The sequence below is a fragment of the Streptomyces sp. NPDC053426 genome (assembly GCF_055585405.1).
Window position 1 is genome coordinate 111108 of the sequence record NZ_JBVJKE010000020.1, and the last position, 22750, is coordinate 133857.

General features: G+C 73.8%; 19 protein-coding genes. 5 read left to right on the forward strand and 14 right to left on the reverse strand.

Annotated elements, in window-relative coordinates; translation table 11 throughout:
• Positions 1-24: 24 nt before the first annotated feature.
• Positions 25-1347 carry a lipase family protein gene (locus tag ACZ62B_RS32535; RefSeq protein WP_469693089.1) on the forward strand — a complete coding sequence of 441 codons (1323 nt, stop codon included), beginning with the start codon at positions 25-27 and terminating at the stop codon, positions 1345-1347.
• A 192-nt stretch (positions 1348-1539) separates the two neighbouring features.
• On the opposite strand, the gene ACZ62B_RS32540 is transcribed toward ACZ62B_RS32535, so the two are convergent.
• Positions 1540-2088, reverse strand: a complete 549-nt coding sequence (locus ACZ62B_RS32540) for a snapalysin family zinc-dependent metalloprotease (RefSeq protein ID WP_344562608.1) — start codon at positions 2086-2088, stop codon at positions 1540-1542.
• Positions 2089-2323: 235 nt separating this feature from the next.
• Here ACZ62B_RS32540 and mgrA point away from each other — a divergent pair, with 235 nt between their 5' ends.
• Both mgrA and ACZ62B_RS32550 read left to right on the forward strand, forming a co-directional pair.
• Positions 2324-3367 carry an L-glyceraldehyde 3-phosphate reductase gene (mgrA, locus tag ACZ62B_RS32545; protein WP_344562610.1) on the forward strand — a complete coding sequence of 348 codons (1044 nt, stop codon included), beginning with the start codon at positions 2324-2326 and terminating at the stop codon, positions 3365-3367.
• A 103-nt stretch (positions 3368-3470) separates the two neighbouring features.
• A complete protein-coding gene (locus ACZ62B_RS32550; RefSeq protein ID WP_344562612.1) occupies positions 3471-3953 on the forward strand; it encodes an MSMEG_6728 family protein in 483 nt (160 codons plus the stop codon).
• A gap of 114 nt (positions 3954-4067) precedes the next feature.
• Here ACZ62B_RS32550 and ACZ62B_RS32555 read toward each other — a convergent pair whose 3' ends face one another.
• The 8 genes from ACZ62B_RS32555 to bdeA all read right to left on the reverse strand — a co-directional run bounded on the left by ACZ62B_RS32555 (position 4068) and on the right by bdeA (position 14685).
• Entirely contained in the window at positions 4068-5354 is a 1287-nt protein-coding gene (locus tag ACZ62B_RS32555; protein WP_469693092.1) for an ABC transporter substrate-binding protein, read from the reverse strand.
• Positions 5351-6490: a branched-chain amino acid ABC transporter permease gene (locus ACZ62B_RS32560; protein ID WP_344562616.1), complete on the reverse strand. Its 1140-nt coding sequence runs from the start codon at positions 6488-6490 to the stop codon at positions 5351-5353. The genes ACZ62B_RS32555 and ACZ62B_RS32560 overlap by 4 nt, the downstream gene beginning before the upstream one ends.
• Positions 6483-7379 carry a branched-chain amino acid ABC transporter permease gene (locus ACZ62B_RS32565; RefSeq protein WP_073934114.1) on the reverse strand — a complete coding sequence of 299 codons (897 nt, stop codon included), beginning with the start codon at positions 7377-7379 and terminating at the stop codon, positions 6483-6485. The genes ACZ62B_RS32560 and ACZ62B_RS32565 overlap by 8 nt, the downstream gene beginning before the upstream one ends.
• The gene (locus tag ACZ62B_RS32570; protein ID WP_344562618.1) at positions 7376-8179 is read right to left on the reverse strand and encodes an ABC transporter ATP-binding protein; all 804 of its coding nucleotides are present in this window, start codon (positions 8177-8179) and stop codon (positions 7376-7378) included. The genes ACZ62B_RS32565 and ACZ62B_RS32570 overlap by 4 nt, the downstream gene beginning before the upstream one ends.
• Positions 8176-8958, reverse strand: coding sequence for an ABC transporter ATP-binding protein (locus tag ACZ62B_RS32575; RefSeq protein ID WP_468724653.1), 783 nt, complete (start codon positions 8956-8958; stop codon positions 8176-8178). Before ACZ62B_RS32575 ends, ACZ62B_RS32570 begins: the two co-directional genes overlap by 4 nt.
• Before the next feature lie 369 nt (positions 8959-9327).
• Positions 9328-10599, reverse strand: a complete 1272-nt coding sequence (locus tag ACZ62B_RS32580; RefSeq protein WP_469693095.1) for an RsbRD N-terminal domain-containing protein — start codon at positions 10597-10599, stop codon at positions 9328-9330.
• A gap of 147 nt (positions 10600-10746) precedes the next feature.
• Positions 10747-13617, reverse strand: a complete 2871-nt coding sequence (locus ACZ62B_RS32585) for a helix-turn-helix transcriptional regulator (protein ID WP_469693097.1) — start codon at positions 13615-13617, stop codon at positions 10747-10749.
• 165 nt (positions 13618-13782) lie between these two features.
• The gene (gene bdeA / locus ACZ62B_RS32590) at positions 13783-14685 is read right to left on the reverse strand and encodes a bis(hydroxyethyl) terephthalate hydrolase (protein ID WP_344562626.1); all 903 of its coding nucleotides are present in this window, start codon (positions 14683-14685) and stop codon (positions 13783-13785) included.
• Positions 14686-15256: 571 nt separating this feature from the next.
• On the opposite strand from bdeA, the gene ACZ62B_RS32595 reads away from it, so the two are divergent.
• Positions 15257-15463 (forward strand): hypothetical protein, encoded by a 207-nt coding sequence (locus ACZ62B_RS32595; RefSeq protein WP_073934210.1) that lies wholly within the window; start codon positions 15257-15259, stop codon positions 15461-15463.
• 53 nt (positions 15464-15516) lie between these two features.
• Here ACZ62B_RS32595 and ACZ62B_RS32600 read toward each other — a convergent pair whose 3' ends face one another.
• The 3 genes from ACZ62B_RS32600 to ACZ62B_RS32610 all read right to left on the reverse strand — a co-directional run bounded on the left by ACZ62B_RS32600 (position 15517) and on the right by ACZ62B_RS32610 (position 20167).
• Positions 15517-17178, reverse strand: a complete 1662-nt coding sequence (locus ACZ62B_RS32600; protein ID WP_344562629.1) for a tetratricopeptide repeat protein — start codon at positions 17176-17178, stop codon at positions 15517-15519.
• A 101-nt stretch (positions 17179-17279) separates the two neighbouring features.
• Positions 17280-17771: a hypothetical protein gene (locus ACZ62B_RS32605; protein WP_344562631.1), complete on the reverse strand. Its 492-nt coding sequence runs from the start codon at positions 17769-17771 to the stop codon at positions 17280-17282.
• Positions 17768-20167: a molybdopterin oxidoreductase family protein gene (locus tag ACZ62B_RS32610; RefSeq protein WP_469693100.1), complete on the reverse strand. Its 2400-nt coding sequence runs from the start codon at positions 20165-20167 to the stop codon at positions 17768-17770. Before ACZ62B_RS32610 ends, ACZ62B_RS32605 begins: the two co-directional genes overlap by 4 nt.
• A 225-nt stretch (positions 20168-20392) precedes the next feature.
• Between ACZ62B_RS32610 and ACZ62B_RS32615 the strand changes: the two genes are divergently transcribed.
• Positions 20393-21214, forward strand: a complete 822-nt coding sequence (locus ACZ62B_RS32615) for an SAM-dependent methyltransferase (protein ID WP_344562635.1) — start codon at positions 20393-20395, stop codon at positions 21212-21214.
• A 71-nt stretch (positions 21215-21285) separates the two neighbouring features.
• Here the strand turns inward: ACZ62B_RS32615 and ACZ62B_RS32620 are convergent, their stop codons facing one another.
• Positions 21286-22206, reverse strand: a complete 921-nt coding sequence (locus ACZ62B_RS32620) for a helix-turn-helix domain-containing protein (RefSeq protein WP_344562638.1) — start codon at positions 22204-22206, stop codon at positions 21286-21288.
• 155 nt (positions 22207-22361) lie between these two features.
• Positions 22362-22592 (reverse strand): DUF397 domain-containing protein, encoded by a 231-nt coding sequence (locus tag ACZ62B_RS32625; protein WP_073934125.1) that lies wholly within the window; start codon positions 22590-22592, stop codon positions 22362-22364.
• Positions 22593-22750: the final 158 nt, after the last annotated feature.

Genomic DNA, 22750 nt, shown 5'->3' on the forward strand with positions numbered 1-22750 from the left:
CTGGAGCAGAGCGAGGAGTGAGCCGTGAGCCGTATCAGCACCGTGCTGACCACCGTGGTCGCCACGACCGCCTGTGTCTGCGTGTCCGCGCCGCCCGCCGCCGCGAGCGACCCCGTGGTGTCGCGGGGCGTCACCATCCCCGCCTTCTACACCCCGCCCGCCGAACTCCCCGCGGGCCAGGGCGTACTGGTCCGCCACGAGCCACTGCGTCTCGGGCTGAGCCTGCCCGGCCTGGACGGCCGCACCCTGCCCGGCACCGCGACCCGCCTGATGTACACCTCCACCGACTCGGGCGGGCGGCCGGTGGCCGTCACCGGGGCCTACATCGAGCCGTCCGCCGGCTGGAAGGGCGACGGCCCCCGCCCCCTGGTGGTCGTCGGCTCCGGAACCATGGGCCAGGGCGACCAGTGCGCGCCCTCGCTGGCCCTGCAGAACCCGCTGACCCTGACCGGGGAGACGCTGTCGGTCGGATACGACAACCTGGCCGTCTACCGGCTCCTGGCCACCGGCGCCGCCGTCGTGGTGACCGACTACGTCGGGCTCGGGGCGACCGACCGGCTGCACACCTACGTCAACCGGCTCGACCAGGGGCACGCCATGCTGGACGCGGCCCGCGCGGCCCGCTCCGTGCCGGGCGCGTCGGTCACCGCCGACTCGCGCGTGGGCCTGTACGGCTACAGCCAGGGCGGCGGGGCCAGCGCGTCCGCCGCCGAACTGCACTCCGCCTACGCGCCCGAGGTGAACCTCGTCGGCACCTACGCCGGCGCGCCGCCCGCCGACCTGACGGCGGTCATGAAGGGCATCGACGGCAGCGCCCTGGCGGCCGCGCTGGGCTGGTCGATCAACGGTTTCGCCCAGGCGGAGCCCGCGTTGCGGGAGATCGTCGACCAGCACGTCAACGCCACCGGCCGGACCGCCCTCGACTCCATCGCCACGAGCTGCGTCGGGGACGCGATCCTCAGCCACGGCTTCACCAAGAGCACCGAGTGGACGAAGGACGGCGGCTCGCTCGCCGACGTCATCGCCGACGAGCCGGACGCCCGGGCCGTCCTCGACGAGCAGCGCATCGGCAGGCTCGAGCCCACCGGCCCGGTCCGCCTGGCCACCGGCGTCCAGGACGACATCGTGCCGCACGCACAGGCCCGTCAACTGGCCCTGGACTGGTGCCGCAAGGGCGCCGACGTCACCTACAAGGCCGTCGTGCTGCCCGACCTCGGCGACAAGATCCTCACCAACCACCTCGTGCCGCTGCTCACCGACCAGGGTGACGCGGTGGAGTGGCTGACCGACCGGCTCCAGGGCGAGCCGGCGCGCTCCAACTGCTGGACCATGCCGGTCCAGCCCTGAACCGGCGGCAACGCGACGAGCCCCGTCCCGAAGCTTCGGGACGGGGCTCGGACGGAGCGCCGGGCAGGCCTTGCACCTGCATCTCCCCGCAGGAAGCGGGGCGTCTTTCCTTGGACCACCAACGCACGGTCGGGCTTGGGAGATTTCCGTCGCCTCGACCTGGGACAACCATAGCGGTGATCGCCCCGGTCGTCACATCCGCCCCAGGAGCGCCCCGCTGGGGGCTCCCTCGAAGTTCCGCTCGACCTGCGCCTTCTCCGCCGCGCTCGGGTAGGGGTTGGTGCACGAGGTTCCGGCGCTGGCGCCCGACATCAGGCTGGAGCAGGGGCCGGGCTTGCGGTCCGGCAGGCCCAGCATGTGACCGAGTTCGTGGGCCGCGATACGGATCGTGGAGTGGCCCTGGTCCACGGCCTGACGGCCGATGTAGACGGTGCCGTTGCCCATCGAGGTGGGGACGGAGCGGGGCCAGCCGTTGTCCGCCACGATCCGCACGTCGGCGCGCTGTCCGGCCGCGGCCGGACGCAGCTCGACGGTCTCGACGCTCTCGTTCCAGATCGCCGCTCCCCTCTCGACCGCGGCCTTGAACTCCGCGGCGCCGCTCGTGTCGTAGGTGACCACGTCGTCGGCCGCCTGACGCCGGGCCGCGTCGGCGGGCGCGACGGCCACGGCCGGGCCGTTCAACAGCGGGCCGGACAACACGAGGACCGCGGCCAGGCCGCCGGTCAGCGTACGGACTCTCATGGTCGATCTCCTTGTGGGGGGGAGGAGCGGGCGGTCGTGCTCATGCCGCTTCCGCTTTCGCCTGCCCGTCGGCGCGGACTCCAATCCGTCGTCGCGGCCACCCGCCGATTCAGAAGCCGTGCTGCTGAATTCCATGGAAGGGATCGGTTGGACTTCCCGATCGGGCGGGGGCACTGTGGCAAGGATCAACACCATCCCACGGGACACCCCCACTCGCATCACCGGAGAACCGCCGATGAACCACATCGCCCGCCCCGAGCGTTACGACGGCACCATGCGCTACCGGCGCACCGGCCGCTCGGGACTCGACCTCCCCCTGCTGTCCCTGGGCTACTGGCACAACTTCGGCGACGACAAGCCGTTCGAGACGCAGCGCGAGATCGCCCTGCGCGCCTTCGACCTGGGCATCACCCACCACGACCTGGCGAACAACTACGGCCCTCCCTACGGCTCCGCCGAGATCAACTTCGGCCGGCTGATGAAGCGGGACCTCGCGCCGTACCGCGACGAGCTGGTGGTCTCCACCAAGGCCGGCTGGGACATGTGGCCCGGCCCGTACGGCCAGGGCGGCGGCTCCCGCAAGTACCTGCTGGCCTCGCTGGACCAGTCGCTGAAGCGCATGGGCCTGGAGTACGTGGACATCTTCTACTCGCACCGGCTGGACACCACCACTCCGCTCGAGGAGACGATGGGCGCCCTCGACACGGCGGTCCGCCAGGGCAAGGCGCTCTACGTCGGCATCTCCTCGTACGACGCCGAGCGCACCCGCGAGGCCGTGGCCATCCTCCGGGACCTCGGGACCCCGCTGCTGATCCACCAGCCGTCGTACAACATGCTGAACCGCTGGATCGAGACGGACGGCCTGCTGGACGTGGCCCAGGAGGAGGGCTTCGGGGTCATCGGCTTCACGGCGCTCGCGCAGGGGATGCTGACCGGGCGCTATCTGGACGGCGTCCCGCGGGACTCGCGGGCGGCGGCCGGCAAGTCGTTCGACACCGAGTGGCTGACCGAGGACATGCTGCACCGGCTGCGCGCCCTGAACGGCATCGCGGCCCGGCGCGGGCAGACCCTCGCGCAGATGGCGCTGGCCTGGGCGCTGCGGGACCCGCGGGTCACCTCGCTGGTCATGGGCGCCTCCCGCATCGAGCAGCTGGAGCAGAACGTCGCCGCGCTGGAGAACCTCGACTTCGGCGCCGAGGAGCTGGCCGAGATCGACGAGTACGCCACCGACGGCGGCGTCGACCTGTGGCGCGAGGCCCGGCTGGGCACGCTGGGCTGAGCCCCGGCAGCCGCCACGAGGTGTGCGCCGCCGGGGAAGGGGAACTGCGGTGCGGTGGGCCGCGCTCCGAAACCCAGCGGCCCCCGGACCCTCGGACGGTCGTATGCAGACCTTCATGCCGTACCCCGACTTCCACGAGTCGGCGCTGGTGCTCGACCGGCGTCGGCTCGGCAAGCAGCGGGTGGAGGCGCTCCAGGTGCTGCGCGGCCTGATCGTGCCGGGCTACGGGTGGCGCCGCCATCCCGCGGTCCGCATGTGGACCGGCTACGAGGAGGCGCTGGTGCGGTACGGCCTGGAGATCTGCCGGGTCTGGCGCGACCGGGGCCACCAGGACAGCTGCGCGGCCACCCTCGTCGCCGACCTCGCCGGGGTGCGGCCCGGAGCGCCGGTGCGCGGTCAGCGGGAGCTGGCCGGGGCCGGTGAGCTGCCGCCCTGGCTGGGTGACGACGCCGTGCACCGCAGCCATCGCTCGGCGCTGGTCCGCAAGGACCCGGCCGTCTACGCGGACCTCTTCCCCGGGGAGCCGGACGACCTGCCGTACGTCTGGCCGTCGTCCGACCGTGATCCGGAGGCGGCCGCCGGCTGACCCGCCCGCGCCGGGCCGGGGCCCTCGCCGCCCCCGTCGCCTTCCGGTTCCGGGCGCACGACGCCCCGGCGCCCCCTTCCGGGGTCCGCCGGGGCATCCGGACGGTGCGGGCCGTCAGTGCGAGGACAGGTACTCCTCGACTCCCGGCGCCGCGTGCGCGTCCTCCGCGTTCACCACGCCGCCGACCGCCTCGGCGTCGGGCTTGAGCACGTACGTCTCGACGCTCGCGGGGCGGTCGACGTCGGAGAAGTTCTGCGGGGTGCCGAGGCCGGTGTCGGCGTTCGTCTGCGCGCGGTGCGCCTTGACGACGTCCTCACGGGTGAGGCCGCCCGCCTCGCAGGCCTTCTTCAGGTCGGCGCCCATGAGCTGGGCGGCGTTGTACCCGGACAGCACGCCGGAGTCGACCGGCGAGTCCGGGTACTTCTTCCGGTACGACGCCACCATGTTCTTCACGCCGGGCAGGTCGGAGCTGACCGCGGGCGCGGCGCTCACGATGTTGAGCATCGCCGCCAGGGCGGGCGCGGCGGGGGTCTTCATGAGCTGGGGCGCGAAGCCGGGGGCGCTGCTGACGACGGGGACCTTCAGACCGCGGGAGGCGGCGACGCCGACGAGGGAGGCCGTCTGCGCGGGTCCGGCGCTGATCAGGATGGCCTTCACGCCCTCCTCGCGCAGGGCCGAGACCTGGGCGGACAGATCGGTGTCCGTGGCCTTGATCTTCTGCCCGGCCACCTTCAGCCCGGCCTTCTCGGCCGCCCAGGTGGACCCTTCCAGCGCGTTGGCGCCGTAGTCGCCCTCGAAGTAGACGTGGCCGATCGTGTCGCCCTTCTTCAGGCCCTTGGCGCGGGTGAGGAACTCGACGGCGGCGATCATGTCGACGTCGTACGTGGTGCCGAGCACCTGGATGGCGTCCTTGCCGAGCAGGGAGGCCGCCCAGGCCTGCGGGAAGGTGAGCATCTTGTCCCGCTCGATGTCGTCGAGCAGCGCGGCGACCACCGGGGAGCCGATGACCTGGGGCAGCGCCACGACGTCCGGGGCGATGTCGGCGTAGGCGGTGACCGCCTTCTGCACGTCGTAGCCGTGGTCCTTGACGACGATCTCCACCTTGCGGTCGCAGATGCCGCCCTTGGCGTTGGTCTCGTCGGCCCACATCTGCTGGGCCTGCACGATGCTCTTGCCGAGGGTGGCGTAGGGACCGGTCAGGTCGGTGAGGGCGCCCAGCCTGATGGTGTCGGCGCCGACGCCGGGCCCGGTGCGGACGCCGTCGGCGGCCTCCCCGCCCTTGTCGCCGCCGTCCGCCTTGGAGCTGCATCCGGTGGCCGCGAGCAGCAGGGCGAGGGCGCCGGCGAGGACGGTCCCGGCGGTGCGGTGCCGGTCGCGGCGGGTGCGGTGCGTGGTGTTCACGGAGTGTGCTCCTTGGGTCGTGCGGCCGGTTGCGGAGGCGAGGGGACGACGGTTTCCGGGGCGGGGGTACGGGATCGGCGGCGCCGTACGCGGTCCCGGGCCCGGCGTGCCAGGCCGTGCAGACCGTCGGGGGCGTACAGCAGGACCAGGACGATCGCCGCGCCGTAGAGGTAGCGGGCCGCCTCGGTGGGGCCCACGGCGCCCTCGGCGGAGCCCGGGGCGGTCACCAGCGGGAGCTGGTCGGCGTACCGGGTCATCAGCAGCGGCAGGGCGGTGACGAAGACGGCGCCGGCGGTGGCTCCGGCGACGGACCCGAGGCCGCCGATGACGATCATGGCGAGGTAGTCGACGGAGAGCGCGAGGGAGAAGTAGTCCGGGACGACGCGGCGGAAGGCGAGCGCCAGGAGCACTCCCGCGAGGCCCGCGTACATCGACGACACCACGAAGGCCGCCGAGCGGTGCCGGGCGACGTCGACGCCCATCACGGCGGCCGCGGTCTCGCTGTCGCGCAGGGCGGCCAGCGCCCTGCCGGGGCGTGAGCGCAGCAGGCCGCGGGCGGTGAACCAGGTGAACGCGAACAGGGCCAGGCCCAGGAACCACAGCCGTTCCTCCGCGCCGAACGGCACGCCGAGGACGGTGAGTTCAGGGTCGCTCTCGGCGAAGGTGAACCCGCCGAGGGTGAGCGGGGGCACGGAGCGGCCGTTGAAGCCGCCGGTGACGGAGTCGGCGGTCAGCAGGACGTGGTGGCCGAGGAAGACCAGCGCGAGGGTGGCGATGCCCAGGTAGATGCCCTTGACCCGGGCGGCGACGGGGCTGAACAGTCCGCCGGCCGCTCCCGCGAGCAGGACCGCGAGGAGCGCGGCGAGGGCCGGGGGCAGTCCGGGTCCGGGTTCGCCGGCCAGCCAGGCGTAGCCGTAGGCGCCGACGGCGAGGAAGAAGGCGTGGCCGAGGGAGAGTTGTCCGGCGGTGCCGCTGAGCAGGGCGAGGCCGGTGGCGCCGATGGCCGCGGCCATGGAGAACAGGCCGATGCGCAGCCAGAAGGCGTCCAGGTAGAACGGCGGCAGGCACAGGGCCACGGCGAGCAGCAGGAGCCAGGCCCGGCGGCGGGTGAGGGCCCCGAGGAGTCGGTCAGACACGGGCCGCCCCCTTCGCGCCGAACAGCCCGGTGGGCCGTACGAGAAGGACGAGCAGCATCACCGCGTACGGGGCGACGTCGCCGAACCCCTCGCCGAGGACGTGCAGTTCGGACTGGTAGCCGACGGCGAGCGCCTCGGTCAGGCCGATGATCAGGCTGCCCGCGAGGGCGCCGGCCGGGGAGGCGAGGCCGCCGAGGATCGCGGCCGGGAAGGCGTTGAGGGCGATCTGCCCGGTGGTGCGCTCCAGTCCGGGCGCGGGGAACGCGGCGAGGAACACGGCGGCCAGCGCGGCGAGCGCGCCCGCCAGGCACCAGGCGCCCGCGCGCACCCGGCCGAGCCGTACGCCCATGAGCGCGGCGGCCTCCAGGTCCTCGGCCGCCGCCCGCAGGGACAGCCCCCAGGAGGTGAACCGGAAGAGCGCGAACACCGCGCCGATGACCACGGCCGACACCACGATCGCGGCGAGCCGGCTGTCGGCGACGGTCACCGGGCCCAGCTCGGTCACCGCGTCTCCCCACGGGTCGCCCAGGGACAGCAGGTCGCCGCCGATGCGCCGGGAGAGATCGGTGAGCAGGACGATGTCGATGCCGATGGTGACGATGGTCTGCACATGGGCGGAGTGGGCGTCCTGGCCGCCGCGTTGCAGCAGGAACCGGTCGAGCGCGCCGGCCAGGGCGGCCGTGGTGAGGACCGCCAGGGCGAGCGCTCCGGCGAAGCCGAGGTCGTCGTGGAGTACGGCGGTGAGGTAGCCGCCGAGCAGGAGCAGGGAGCCGTGGGCGAAGTTGAGGACGCCGGAGGCCTTGAAGATGACGACGAAGCCGAGGGCGACCAGCGCGTAGACCGCGCCGAGTGCCAGTCCGCCGAGGATGTTGTCGAGGAATGCCGTCATGCCGCGTCCTCCCCGGTCGCGTCGGTGCCGAGGTAGGCGCGCAGCACTTCGGGGTCCTGGCGGACCTCGTCGGGGGTGCCGTGGGCGATGGGCTTGCCGAAGTCGAGCACGGTGACGTCGTCGGCGAGGCGCATGACGAGGCCCATGTCGTGCTCGACGAGGACGATGGACAGGCCGAGTTCGGCACGGAGTTCGCCCACCACCTCGGCGGTGCGGGCGCGTTCGGCGGCGTTCATGCCGGCCACGGGTTCGTCGAGGAGCAGCACACGGGGCTCCAGGCAGAGGGCGCGGGCGAGCTCGACGCGCTTGCGGTCGCCGTACGACAGCAGGGCGACGGGGCTGTCGAAGTGGCCCCCCAGGCCGGTGAGTTCGGCGATCTCGCGCGCTCTGGCGAGGTGCTCGCGCTGTTCCCGTACGGCGCCCGGCAGGCGCAGCGCGCTCGCGGCGAACCCGGCGCGGGACAGGGCATGGCGGCCGAGCATGAGGTTGTCGGCGACGGTGCCGTGGGTGGTGACGATGTTCTGGAAGGTGCGGGCCACGCCGAGTGCGGCGATGCGGTGCGGGGCGAGGCGGGTCAGCTCGGTGCCGCCGAGCGTCACCGTGCCGGCGGCCGGGCGGCACAGGCCCGACAGCACGTTGAAGCAGGTCGACTTGCCGGCGCCGTTGGGTCCGATGAGCGCGTGCACCGAGCCGGGGGTGACGGTGAAGGAGACGCCGTCGAGGGCGGTGAGTCCGGCGAAGCGCACGGTGACGTCCCGTACGTCGAGCACGGGCGGTGCGGTGGTGGTGCGGTCGGTCACGCCGCCCCCTGGTCCTCGGCCGCCTCGCCCAGGTAGAGGCGGCGTACGGCGTCGGTGCGGGCGAGTTCGTCGGCGGGGCCGGACAGGCGGGTCTCGCCGACCTCCAGGACGTGCGCGTGGTCGGCGAGGGAGAGCGCCATGCCGGCGTTCTGCTCGACGAGGAGCACGGCGGTGCCCTGGGCGTTGATCTCGCGGATCACCTCGGCGATGCGGTACACCATCTGCGGGGCGAGGCCGAGGGAGGGCTCGTCGAGGAGCAGCAGGCGCGGGGCGGCCATCAGGGCGCGGCCGATGGCGAGCATCTGCTGTTCGCCGCCGGAGAGCAGGCCCGCTGCCTGGTGGGTGCGTTCGGCGAGGCGGGGGAAGAGCGTGAAGACCCGGTCGCGGGCCTCCTGGACCTGGGCGCGGCCGCGCCGGCCGAGGCCGAGGCCGCCGGAGCGCAGGTTCTCGTCGACCGAGAGTCCGGCGAACACCCGTCGTCCCTCGGGGACCTGGACGACTCCGGCGCGTACCGCCGCGACGGGGTCCTTGCCGTCGAGCACCGTGTCGCCGTAGCGGATGCGGCCGGCCGTGATCGCGCCGCGGTGCAGGCGCAGCGTGCCGGAGACGGCGCGCAGCAGGGTCGTCTTGCCGGCGCCGTTGGCGCCGAGCAGGGCGACGACGGTGCGGTGCGGCACGGTCAGGGACACGGAGCGGAGGGCGGACAGGGCTCGGCCGTAGGTCACGTCGACGTTTTCGACGTGCAGCGCGGGCGGGCTGTCCGGTGGTGCTTCGGGCATCACGGCTCCTCGGGGCCGGGCCGCGGGGCGCGGCTGCGGCTTCGGGGGAAGGGGTGCCTCACGACAGCACGGGGGTGGGCGGGCGGTACAGGTTTCGGCGCCCGTACGCTGCGGCGTACCAATGGGGGCGGGTGGGAGTTGTGCGGGTGCCCAGGTGGGCGCCGGCCGTGGCGGCACCGGGGCCGGATGTCGCTTGCCGCCTCCGGAAGGGGTGCCGCTGCGCCCACCCTCCCCCACTCTCGGCTCCGCTCGAGCGGGAGGTGCCCCCATCGCCCCAGCGGCACGACTGCCCGCAGCTGGGGCGGCAGCGCCGCACGCGGCCGGGTGGGGGGGGCGGCACAGCCGCAGCCGCGGCGCCGGCTGGGGGGGTCAGGTTGGGCGGGGGCGGGGGAGGTGGGTGCGGGCTGTCAGGGCGAGGCTGACTTCTATCAGGTCGGTGGGGCGGGAGAGGGAGCGGCCGGTGAGTTGTTCGTAGCGGCGGAGGCGGTTGAGGACCGTGTTGCGGTGGCAGTAGAGGCGGCGGCTCGCCCGCTGGGCCGAGCCGTCGCAGGCCAGCCAGGTGGCCAGGGTGTCCAGCAGGACCTCCGCGTCGGCGGGTTCGAGGTGGGCCAGCGGGCCGAGCAGCCGCTCGGCCAGCGCGGCGCCGAGTTCGGGACTCGACACCACCAGCGCCGCCGGCAGGTGCTCGGTCAGGCGGACCGTGCCGCCCTGCTCGGGGCACAGGCTCAGCGCGGTGTCCGCCAGCCGCCGCGCCTCCCCCACGGCGGACAGCCCCTCGACCGCGCTGCTGACGCCCACCCGTACCCCCGCCGCCTGCTCCTCCAGCACCACGGGCTCCGTACCGTCCTCGACCAGGACGATGCCGTGATCGGCGTCCACGCCCGTGTGCCAGTGCACGCGCACACCCGGAGCGAGGGCCGCTTGGGCACCGGGACAACCGGTGGGCCCGCCGCCGGCGACCGCGACGACCACGTACCGCCCGTGCTCGGGCAGGTCCAGCGCCTGCGCGGCCTCGGGCAGGTCGGCGATCCTGCTCGTGCCGTCCAGCAGGGCCGCGGCCAGCAGACGCACCCTGTTCTCCCTCCGCCACGCCAGTTGTCGCTCGGTCTGCCGGTAGGCGTCCGCGACGAGGGTGCAGTGCTCGTCGACGAAGTTCCACACGTCGGACGCCACGTGCACCAGCAGCCGTACGTCCTCGGGCGCCGTCCGGGAGGTCTCGTCGACCAGGCCCTGCCACACCAGCGAGCCGCCCAGCCGGAAGGCGTGCAGCAGGGCGTCCAGCGGCAGCCCCTGCTCGGCGCGCGTGGCGCCGATCTTCCAGGTGCAGCGGCGCGCCGCGTCCCGGGCGCCCCGCGGGTCGAGCAGGGAGGAGATGCTGTGCCGCAGCGAGCGGTGCACCTCCTGCCAGGTCGTGGTGGCGTCCCCCTCGACCGCGGACCGGTACGCGGGCTCCTGCTCCTGCAGTACGGCGACCAGCCCGTCGGTGAGCTGGGGCAGGTCGTCCAGCAGGACGCGGGCGGCCCGGTGCAGCACGCGCAGCGCGTCGGCGTCGATCAGCGACCGCACGCGCGGTGTCCGGGGCCGCGCGGCGGGCGCGGGTCCAGGACGCGGCAGGGTACGTGGCCGTACGGCGTATTGCATCGCGCATCTCCCCCAGGGTCGGCTTCCCGGCGGCGCCCGTGCGGCGGCGGTCCCCGTACCGGCGCCCGGCCGGTACGGGGGAGCCCGTGGGCCGGCCGCCATCGGACTCGTCCTGCCCCGAAGGATGACATACCGTCCGGTCGGTCCCTAGGGTTGTGCACCGGTCTTTTCCGCCTGACCGACGAGGCGGACCAGCTCGACGCGGGAACGGACCCCCAGGATGGCGAAGATGTTCCGCAGGTGGTAGTCGACGGTGCGGGTGCTGACGGACAGGCTCAGGGCCACCTCCCGGTTGGTGGCGCCCTCGGCGACGCGCCGTGCGATGCGCAGCTGCTGCGGGGTCAGCCGGGACAGCTCCCCGGCCCCGGGCGGGCCGGGGGCCGCGCCGCCCGCCCGCGACTCGGCGGCGGCCTGCTGAGCCCACAGGTGCGCGCCGCAGCGCTCGAAGCCCATCAGGGCTTCCCCGAGGCGGTTGCGCGCCTCGCGCAGCCGGCGTCTGCGCCGCAGCCACTTGCCGTAGAGCAGTTCCGTTCGGGCCCGCTCGAAGTCCCCGGCCGTCTCCTCGTGGCGGTCCAGGGCGCGCAGGTACAGGGTGTCGGCCGCGTCCGGGGCGGCCAGGAGGGCGCGGCAGCGCAGGAGTTGGGCGGGGGCCTGCGGGTCGGCTCCGCAGGCGGCCCACAGGTCGAAGTCCTCGACGGCCGCGGCCGCGTGCTCGGGGCGTCCGGCGAGTACGGTGGCCTCCACGAAGCAGGGGACGGCGAGCATCCACACCGCGAAGTGGCCGCGGCGGGCACCGGGGCGGACCAGGGGGCCCAGCCGGTCCGCGGCTTCGCGGGGACGTCCGGCGCCGAGGTCGGCGCGGGCCGCGGCCCACTGGGCGAGCGTCGCGGCCTGCGCGAGTCCGTGCCGGCGGGCGGTGCGCAGGGCCGCGGCGACGTGCTCGGCGACGATCTCCCGCTCCCCCTCGATGGACGCGGCGAGCGCCAGTACCGCATGGTGGTGGGCGGCCGTGTTGCGCTGTCCGGTCCGCGACGCGGTGCGCAGCCCCTCCTCCGCGTGGGTCCGGGCGAGCTGGTGGCGTCCGGCGCGCAGTTCGGCGTAGGCCAGGTACTCCAGCGCCCTCGGTTCGAGGGCGCTGGAACCGAGGGTGCGGGCCGCGGCGAGTGCCCGTGCGCCGGCGCGGCGGGCGGTGGTCACGTCACCGAGCATGAGCGCGGCGGAGGCGGACCGCAGGAGCGGCTCGGGGTCGTCGCCGGACAGCCCGTGCTCGACCACCCGCCGCAGCGGGCCGGCGGCACGGTCGAACCGCCCCAGCAGCACGGCCCGCATCCCGTCCCGGTGATCCCGGAGCGGCCCTGACCGCACATGGGCGACACCACGCGCGTCACCGCCGACAGCCCACCCGCCACCCGGCATCCCTGTCCCGGAACCACCCGGACCGGACACCGCCACCCCGCCGACGGCGCCCGACGCCTCCGTCCCGGGGGCGGCGCCGATGGCAGCGGGGCGGGTGGCAGGGGCGTGGGCCGGGGTCCTGGCGGGCGGTGCCTCCGTGGGGACGGCGGCCGGTGCCGGGTCGGTGAGGGCGTGGAGGCAGGAGGCGGGGTCGCCGGCGGCCCAGGCCGCCTCCGCCGCCGCCAGGGTCGCCCTGCCGGCGGCCTCGTGGTCGGTCTCGGCGAGCAGGCCCGCGGCCAGCAGGAAGGACTCGCGGGCGTCGTCCACCGGCCCGTCGGCGAGGAGCACCGCTCCCCGCAGGAGTTCCGCGCCGCCGCGTACGGAGGCGGGGGCCGGACGGCTCCGGGCGGCGTCGAGCAGGCGCAGCGCCTCGGGCGAGTGCCCGGCGAGCAGGGCCTGTGCCGCGGCGGCGGTGTAGCGGTGTGCCCGCTCCGTCCCGTCCGCCGTCAGTTCGGCGGCGCGGGTGAGCGCCCTGCGGCGCAGGCCCGGCGGTGACACGGAGGCGGCCGCCGCGAGTTCGGCCGCGAGGGCGGGGGCGGGGCCCGTGGCGGTCCAGGAGCGGTGCAGCAGCGCGAGGACGCCGTCCGCACCGGTGTCCGTCAGACACGCGGCCAGTGCGCGGTGCGCGGCACGGCGCCGTTCGGGCGGCGCGCCGGCGTACACCGCCCTCCCCAGCAGCGCGCTGCGGAACCGCAGGCGGCCCTCGGCCAGGACCAGCACCTCGGGCAACGGCCGCACCGCGCCGGCCCCGGCCGCTCGCCGTACGAGGTCCGCGTCGGCGTCCGGTTCCCCCGTCGCGCGCACGGCGGCCGCCGCCGTCAGCAGCAGGCCGGCCCGGTCCGGCGGTACGCCGGTCAGGCAGCCGCCGGTCACCCCGCCGAGGGCCTCCCCGTCGGCCAGCGGCCGGGGCAGTGCCCGGCGTCCGCGGAGCTGGGCGTGCGACAGCCGGCGGATCAGCGCCAGCAGCAGCGCGGGGTTGCCCTCCGCCGCCGTCACCAGTTCCTCGCGCACGCGGGGGTCGACGGCGCCGCCGGTCACGTCGTCGACCACACGGGCCGCGTCCCCGGGTGTCAGCGGGTCCAGCCGCAGCACGGGAAGTGCCGCCAACTCCCGGTCGACGGGCCGGTGTCCGGGAACCGTGAGGAGCAGTCCCGCCGGGACCCCCGCCGCACGCACCCGCGCGGCGGCGTGTCCCAGCGCGGCGCGCGACGCGGCGTCCCACAGGTGCGCGTCGTCCACGCACACCAGGAGCGGCGACGCGCCGGACGCCGCGCGCAGGGCGTCGAACAGCGCCTCCCCCGCCGTACCGTCCCCCGCGGCCCGCACGGTACGGCCGGCGGCACGCAGCAAGGTGTGCAGGCCGCTGAGCGGCGGCGCGCCTCGGCCGGGTTCGGCGCGTACGTGCCACACCGGTCCGGCGCGGAAGGAGCCGGCGGCGTACTCCAGGAACGCCGTACGGCCGCAACCGGGTTCACCGGTCACGACGTGGACGCCGCCGTCGGTGCGCAGCCCGTCCAGCAGCCGGTGGATCGCCTGCCGCCGCGGGATCGTCTGTCCGGTCATTCACTCGACGTTACTCACGCGTAAGGTCGAGTGGAGGGGACGCGTCCACGAGTGTGCCGGGGCCCAGGGCGCCCGGCGTCCGGCGGTGCGCGCGCACAACGCCGGTGGCGGCCCGCGTCGTACGCGGACCGCCACCGGGTGGTCGTTCGGCGGGAGCCGCCGATCTCAGGAGGTGTGCGGGCAGTTGCCCCGGGACTCCTCGACCGTCAGGCTCCGCTGGGGCAGCGGGCACAGGAACTGCTCGTAGCGGGTGTCGTTGTCGATGAACCGCTTCAGCCAGGAGACGCTGTACTTCGCGATCGTCGTGTTCGACGAGTTGGGCGTGAAGTGGGTGGCGCCGTTCAGCTCGATGTAGGCCCGGTCCAGGGAGGACGGCAGGCTGCTGTAGAAGGGCTCGGCGTGGCTGGAGACGGAGGCGATGGTGTCGCCGTCGGCGCCGAAGAGGAGGGTGGGGGTCCTGACCTCGGACCAGGTCTTGTCGAGGTTCCAGGGGGTCAGCGGGATCGCCGCCTGGAGCGAGGGCCGGTCCTTGGCGGCTTCGAGGCTTCCGCCGCCGCCCATCGAGTGGCCCATGACGCCGAGCCGGCTGCTGTCGATGCGGCCGCGGACCGCGCTGCGCTGGGTGAGGTAGTCCAGCGCGGCGAGCAACTGGTCACCGCGGGAGGCGGGCTGGTCCAGGGTGGTGTTGGTGTCGATGGTGAACACCACGAAACCCTGGGAGGCCAGGCGTGGGCCCAGCCAGGCGATGGAGGACTGGTAGGCGGTGAAGCCGGGCGAGATGGCGATCGCCCCGAAGGTGCCGTCGGCGGTGCTGGTCGGGTAGTAGATGGTGCCTCCGCCGAAGCCGGTGACGGACAGCGAGGAGACGGAGATGTCCGACACGGCGTAGGGGCCGCGCAGCGCCTCGATGCTCGATTCGGTCGGTGCCGGGCCGCGCTCGTAGGGGTTGTCGGCCGCCTGGGCGCCGGGGCCGTTGAGGGTGGTGAGGCCGACGACGACGGCGACCGCCGCGGTCAGTGCGGCGAGCCTGCCGGTCCTGCGCCTGCTGGTGTGGGGGTGCTGCTGCACGACGGGGAGTCCTCTCTGTCGCGGCGGGCCGCCCGTTTGGCCGGTGTTACGGGGAGCACGGCGTGGTGGGGGCCGTGCCCCGGCCGGGGGCGCCGCCGATTGACTGGCGGTGCCACTGTCGGAGAGGAGGGGGCCGGTGCGGACCGGCAATCTCACCGGTCTCGTGCGCCGCGCCGGGCGTCCCGGGGGCCGGGCCGCGGGGCTTCGCGACGGGCCCGGGCACCCCTCGGGCCCCAGGAGGCAGCCGTGTCCGCGCCCCCGGCATGACGGTGTGAAGCGGGGGTACACGGACAGGCGCGGTCACCGTCGGAGTCGGCGCCGACGGTGACCGCGGTGCGTGGAGAGCACCTCCGTGGCGGTCGCGCGGAGTCCCTTGCGCCGCGTCGTGGACGTGGGCCCGGCCGCCGGGCCCACCCGGCCCGGGCGGCGGACGCACCGCGACCGGCGCCTTCGTCGTCCTTCCAGGATCCGGCCGGCACCGCCGGTATGCGTTCCGGCCCCGCACATCACCCGACTGCCTCGCCGGACGAGCCGTCCGGGCCCGGGTCGTGCTCGTATGGAAGCGGCCTCCATGCCTACCCGGAGGGAGCTGGGAATGCACGAGATGTGGTGCGGTGCAGACACTTCGGGGGAGCTGGTGTGGCATGTCCTCACGTCGGACAAGTCATCCACGCTCTGCGGAGTGGAGAAGCAGGACGAGTCGACTCGTCGGCACATGACGGACCGGCACTGCTTCTCCTGCATGAAGACGTTCCAGGACGTCGTCGAGGCGCGCTGAGGCCGGACGCCGTCCGGCCCGCCGAACCGGCCCGGGCGAGCGCCCGGGCCGGTTCAGTGGCAGGGGTGGTGGGTCTCCAGCCGGCAGAAGCAGGACGACTCGACGGGTACGTCCGCCAGCGCGGTCGCCCGCTTGAGCTGCTGGGCGACGATCGCCGCCTCACCGGTCCTGCCGGTGCGCAGCAGGCACTCGTGGAACCCGTGCAGCGCCCAGACGTTGCCCGGGTGCTGCAGGGGCCGGGGCAGGGTGTCGTCGAGGCCGAGGTCGGCCCGGTAGACGGCTTCGGCCTCTTCGACGCGGCCCCGCTCCAGCAGCAGCGCCCCGTAGGCGTGCCGGGTGGGCTGCATCCAGCCCCAGGGCTCGTCGTAGGGCAGGGCGTCGTCCAGCTCGACCGAGCGTTCCAGCGCGGCGAAGGCGGTGTCGTACTCGCCCTTGCGGTAGGCGAGTTCGCCGTCCAGCATCGCCGACGCGACGGCGAGGACGTCGTGGCAGGTGTTGTTGAAGAGCATCCGGGTCCCGGGGACGCGGCGCACGGCCGCGTGGAAGGCGGTCCGCTCCGCCTCGGCCCCGTCGGTGGCGCCGGTCGCGGAGAGGGCGACGCCCCGTGCGTAGTGGAGCATGGCGGTGGTCACGCAGTACAGCTCCGGGTCGGCGGGGAACGGCAGCGCCAGGATGTCGTCCCAGCGGCCGAAGCGGACCAGGACGTGGACGCGCATCGCCAGGAACCCCTCGAGCCAGTCGGCCATGGGCGGGCTCTGCACCCGCAGGAGTTCCTCGGGGACGGCGGCCTCGAGCCGCGCGGCGGCGTCCAGGGCCACCTCCGACTGTCCGGCGAACATGGCGCCGTAGATCCGGAAGTGGTGGTTGTGGGCGCGGTAGAGCGTGTAGAAGTTCATGGCGCCGGCCCGCTCGAGGTACTTCTCGTCGGCGGCGACGGCGGCGGTGTTGTCCGAGACGACCCGGCGGTAGTCGCCGCACAGCACTTCCAGGTGCGAGGGCATGTGGAGCAGGTGCCCGGCGTCGGGCACGGCGCCGCGCAGCCGGTCGGCGACGGTGAGGGCCGCTTCCGGCGTGGGGGACATCTCCATCAGGTGGACGTACAGGTGGAGGACGCCGGGGTGCCGGGCGCCCGCGGCGGTGGCGAGGGCGCCGTCGAGGACGGCCTTGGCCTCCAGGGTGCGGGCCCCGTCGGCCGGACGGCCGGCCTTGAGGTCCCACAGCCGCCAGGGGGTGAGGTTCATCAGGGCGTCGGCGCAGAGCGTGGCCACGTCCGGGTCGCCGGGGGCGTTCTCGTGGACGGCGAGCATCCGGTCCGCGTAGGGCTCGTTCCACACCGAGCAGTCCTCGACGGCCTCCGCCTGCGGGTAGCGGGCGCGCAGGGCCTCGATGAGGGCCCGCTCGACGGGGGTGGCGCGGACGGCCTTCTCGTGCGCCCGTTCCACCGCCCGGTGGGTGCGTGCGACGGTGCCGGCGAGTTCGTCGCCGTCGAAGGCCTCCCAGGGTTTGTTGTAGTTGGGGCCGAGGGCGTAGGCGATGCCCCAGTGGGCCATGGCGCAGTCCGGGTCGGCCTCGGCCGCCTTCTCGAAACAGGCGACCGCCTCCTCGTGGTTGAACGCGTACGTCCACACCAGCCCGCGGTCGAACCAGAGTTGGGCGTCGGCGGAGGAGGTCGTCACGGTCCTGCGGTGGTCGCCGAGGTCGTAGTAGTCGTCCATGCGTGCCTCCCGGGGCAGCGGGCGTCCGGTGGGGACGAACCCGACGATAGCGGGGCACACGCGTCGGTGCAGGCGTCGGCGGGGACCGCCACCCGTGCCGGTTACGCGCTGACGAGGAGCTGCGGCGACAGCACCTTGATCATCGTGTTGGTCCAGCGCATCTGGCGGAGGGTCTGCGGATGGCAGGAGGAGACCAGCTCCAGCAGCTCCTGGTCCCGGGTGGCCTGTGCCGCCTGGGCGAGCATCTCCCAGTGGAGCGAGCTGCGGGAGGCGGCCAGATGCAGGTCGCGCAGGTCGTGCAGGAGCAGCAGGCCCGTCTCCGGGCGGCGCCCGAGGGCCTGGGAGGCCTTCTCCCGCAGGGCGGTGAGCGCTCCGGGCGAGGGGTGGTCGCGGGGGCCGGGGAGATGGACGCCGTGGTCGGGGCCGAGGGCGGCGAGCCGTGTGGCGTGTTCCCGGGACCAGCGGGCGACGTCGGTGGCGACGTGGTGGAACTCGTGCTCGGTGCGATGGCGTTCGGCGGCGGCCAGCAGGTCCTGTTCCAGGTCCCGTTCGTCGTCGTGCAGGACGCGGAGTGTGATGCCGATGCCGTTCATGAGCCGCTCCCCGCCGTCCCGGTGCCGTCGGTGTCCGTGCCCCGCCGTGTGTCCCGCCGGGCGACCAGCGTGACGCGGGCCGCGGCCGTCTTGAACAGGGGCTGTTTGGAGAGGGGGTCCCAGTCGGTGATGGTGGTCTCGTTGGCGGCCCGGCCGGGCCGGTCGTCGGGCGGCCGGTGGCCCTGCGGGGTGTCCCAGTAGCCGTAGTGGAAGGGCACGAACACCACGCCGTCGCGGATCGCGGTGGTCCGCAGCCGGGCCCGCATCGCCCCGCGCGGGGTGGTGACCTGGACCAGGTCGCCGTCGGCCAGGCCCTGCGCGGCGGCCTCCGCGGGTGAGATCTCCGCCCACACGTCCGGCGCGGCGGCGTTCAGCTCGGGCGCGCGGCCGGTCTTGGTGCGGGTGTGGAAGTGGTACACGGTGCGGCCGGTGATGAGCTGGAGGGGGTACTCGGGTGAGGCGTCCTCGTGCGGCGGGAGGTATTCCGCGGCCTTGATCACCGCCTTGCCGTCCGGGTTGAGGGAGCGGTACTCGACCGGGGTGACGGTGGCACCGGTCACCATGTCCTTGCCGTAACTCTCACACGCGTCGGGGTGGGCGTAGGTGATGCCGTCGGTGTAGAGGCGGGCGGTGCCGTCGGGGGCGTCCTCGGTGCAGGGCCACTGGATGCCGCTGCCGTGCCGCAGCTTGTCGTAGCTCAGCCCGGTGTAGTCGCAGGGGCGTCCGGCGCTGCACCGCTGCCAGGCGGCGAACGCGCCCCTCGGGTCCCGCCAGCCGATCAGCGGGCCGCCGTCCTTGTCGCGGAAGTCCATGCGGGCGGCGAAGTCGAGGAAGATGTCGAGGTCGGACCGGGCCTCGCCGGGCGGTTCGACGGCCTTCTCCGACAGGTGCACGGTGCGGTCGGTGTTGGTGAAGGTGCCGGTCTTCTCGCCCCAGGTCGCGGCCGGCAGGACGACGTCGGCGAGCTGGGCGGTCTCGGTGAGGAACAGGTCCTGCACCACCACGAACAGCCGCTCCTGGGCGAGGATCGAGCGGATCCTGGCCAGTTCGGGCAGGGAGACGGCCGGGTTGGTGCCGGTGATCCACAGCATGCCCAGCGAGCCCTGCTCGGCGTAGCGGAAGATCTGCATGGCGTGGGTGGGCGGGCCGTAGTGCGGGATGGCGTCCGGCTCGACGTTCCAGATCTCGGCGAGTTCCGCCACATGCTGGTCGTTCTGCCAGTTGCGAAAGCCCGGCAGATCGCCGTTCGCGCCGCATTCGCGGGTGTTCTCGGCGGTGGGCTGGCCGTTCATCTGCAGCAGTCCGCAGCCGGGGCGGCCCAGCATGCCCCGGATCAGATGGAGGTTGTTGACCTGGACGGCGGCGGCGGAGGCCTGGTGGGACTGGTAGACGCCCTGCAGGACGGTGGAGAGCAACCGCCGTGCTCCGCCGAGGAGTTCCGCCGCCCGTTCGATCTGCGCGGCGGGGACGTCGCAGATCTCCGCGGCCCACTTCGGGGTGCACTCCTCGACGCGGGCGGCGAGTTCGTCGAAGCCGACGGTGTGCGCGTCGATGTAGGCGCGGTCGGTCCGGCCGGTGCGGATGATCTCGTGCAGCAGCGCGTTGAGCAGCGCGACGTTGGTGCCGGGGCGCGGCGCCAGGTGGACGTCGGCGCGCTGGGCGACGGGGGTGTACCGGGGGTCGACGCACAGCAGCCGGGGCGGGTCGGAACCCTCCAGGCGGTCCAGCATCCGCATCCACAGCACGGTCTGGGTCTCCGCCACGTTGTGTCCGAACAGGGCGATGGTGTCGGCGTGGTCGACGTCCTCGTACGAGCCGGGCTGGCCGTCGGAGCCGAAGGTCTCCTTGAGGGCCTCGGCGGCCGTCGCCGTGCACAGGCGGGTGTTGCCGTCGAGGTGGTTGGTGCGGATGCCGACGTGGGCGATGAGGGCGAGGGTGTAGTACTCCTCCAGGAAGAGCTGTCCGGTGGTGTAGAAGCCGACGGCGCCCGGACCGCGTTCGTCCAGCAGCTCCTTCGTGCGGGCCGTGATCCGCTCCATGGCGGTGTCCCAGTCCGACTCCACCAGCCGCCCGTTCTCCCGCACGAGGGGCCTGGTCAGCCGGTCCGGTGAGTGGTTGGCCTGCCAGCCGTAGAGGTCCTTGGGCCCGAGCCGGCCGCGGTTCACCCGATCGACCGCGCGGCCCCGTACGCCCACGATGCGCCCGTCGCGCACCGCGATGTCCAGCGCGTCGCCGTTGGAGTGCAGGATGGAGGCGGACCGCACCCAGCGCTCCACGTCCCCCTCCGTGACCCCCTCCGCCAGGTGTGTGTCGGTGCGGGCCGGCCAGGGGGTGCCGGGCGCGTAAGGGGTGCGCGGACCCCAGGGATTGGCGATCCGGTCCGTCGAGCTGTCCAAGGTCCGACCTCCCACGGGGAAACGGCGACGCCCCGCGAGTACCCCCTCTCCGGAACGCAAGCACTCACCCTAGGCACCCGGTAGGACACCATGGGTTATTTCGGGCGACCGGCGCGTCCTTCCTTCCGGCGACGTTCACCGACGGGCTGGCACGGCCCCTTCGCGGCTCCCTAGGATGTACTCCCTGTCCAGCCAGTCCAGTTGGCGCGGCCCGCAGGGGGAACGATGCACACCGGTAAGCAGCTGTCCACCGAGATCGACGCGACCGTGCCGACGGCGGCGCGCATGTACGACTACTACCTGGGCGGCAAGGACAACTACGCGGCGGACCGTGCCGCGACCGAGGAACTCGACAAGGTGGTGCCCAGCACCCGCCGTCTGGCGCTGAACAACCGGCGCTTCCTCCAGCGGGTGGTCCGCACCCTCACGCAGGAGTACGGGATACGGCAGTACGTCGACCACGGTTCCGGCCTGCCCACCCAGGACAACGTCCACCAGGTCGCGCAGCGCGTCGACCCGACCGCCCACGTGGTGTACGCCGACAACGACCCGATGGTGCTGGTGCACGGCCGTGCCCTGCTGGAGCAGGACGAGCGCACCGTGGTCATCCAGGCCGACATGCGCGACACCGACGGGATATTCGGCCATCCGGAGACCCGGCGGCTGATCGACTTCTCGGAGCCGGTGTGCGTGCTGTTCAACTCGGTCTTCCACTGCATCCCGGACGACGACGCCGACGGACCGCTCGCCCTGGCCCGCCGGGTGCGCGAACGGCTGGCGCCGGGCAGCTTCATGGTGATGTGCCAGCTCGTCAGCGAGGACGCCGAGGTCCGCAAGTTCGTCACCGACTTCATGGACCAGGCGACCCAGGGGAACTGGGGCCGGGTGCGCGAGCGGAAGGACGTCGAGTCGTACTTCGAGGGCCTGGAGGTCCTGGAGCCGGGTCTGGTGGAGGTGTCCACCTGGCGTCCGGACACCGAGGTGGCGCCCCGTCAGCTCACCCAGGAGTGGATCGAGTTCGGCGGTGTGGGCCGGCTCCCGCTGTAACCCCCGACGCCGCGACGCCCCCGCCGGACCGCTCGGGTCCCACGGGGGCGTCGGCGTGTCCGGGACCGCCGCTACGCCGTGGCGTAGCGTCCCTCGATCGTCCTGCGGAGCAGTTCCACCGAGTCTCGCGGTTTGAGCGCCTCGTCGGCGAGGCGGTCCAGCGCGATCCGGTACTCCTCCGTCTCGTCGAGGTCCTCCAGGAAGTTGGCGCTCCTGATGTGCTCCAGGTAGACCACGTCGGGCAGGTCGAGCCCGCCGAAGCGCAGATAGGTCACGGGGATGGCGGGCGCCGACGCGTTCGTCACGTCCAGCGGCACGATCTGCACCGTCACATTGGGCCGCTCGGCCATCGTCACCAGGTGCTCGAGCTGCTCGCGCATCACCGCGGGGCTGCCCAGGACGCGCAGCAGGACCGACTCGTCGATGACGGCCCAGAGCTGCGGCGCGGCCTCGCGCAGCAGCAGTTCGGCGCGGCGCATGCGCAGTTCGACCCGGCGCTGCACCTCGCCGGCCGGGGCGTTCGGCAGCCCCCGCTCGACCACCGCGCGGGTGTAGGCGGCGGTCTGCAGCAGTCCGGGGACGTACTGGATCTCGAAGGTACGGATGGTGGCGGCGGCCTCCTGGAGTCCGACCAGACGGTCGAACCACTCGGGCATCAGCCGCTTGTCGTACCGTTGCCACCAGCCCGGTTCTCCGGCCCGCTGGAGCAGTTTGAGCAGTACCGAGGCCTCGTACCCGTCGGTGCCGTACAGCGTCAGCAGGGCCCGGACGTCGCCCTCGGTCGGCGGGCGGCGGCCCTTGCCGGACTCGATGCGGGACAGCTTCGCGGCGCTGAAGCCGACGGAGCGGGCCGCCTGGTCCTGGGACAGTCCGGCGTCGTCGCGGAAGCCCGCCAGTTGCACGCCGACCAGCATCTTCAGCAGGGTCGGAGCGGGCTCGGGCCTGTCCAGATAGGGTTCCAGACGGGAGATTCGATGCGACGCGGCGGACATCCTGACTCCCAGCAGACCGGCACAAGGGCGCTTTACACTATCGCATCTGACTTTCCCTCACCGCATCCGCGTGCGAAAGCCCCGAGGAAGTGGCGAGTCGGGCTCCGTTTCACCGGCACCGGTCCGGGCGGCCGGCGCCGGTTCGTCACGGGTGTTCAGACCAGGTGGTCGAACTCGCCGTCCTTCGCGCCGGCCAGGAACGCCGCCAGCTCCGCGGCCGTGTAGACGAGGGCGGGGCCGTCGGGGTCACGGGAGTTGCGCATCGCGATCCCCCCGTCGGTCAGCGGGGCCACCTCGACACAGTTGCCCTCGGCGTTGCTGTGCCGGCTTTTGATCCAGCGGGCGTCCAACTGGCTGGCCCGCACTCCGTTGCGCACTCCTGGCACCGCTGTCTCCTTGCTGTTCCCGTGTCTCCCGGCGCGGGGGGGGGGGGGGGGGGGGGGGGGGGGGAGAAGGGGGAGGGGGGGGGGGGGGTGGGGGGGGGGGGGGTTGGGGGGGGGGGGGGGGGGGAGTGGGGGGCCCTGTCGAGGCGTAGAGGGAGGGT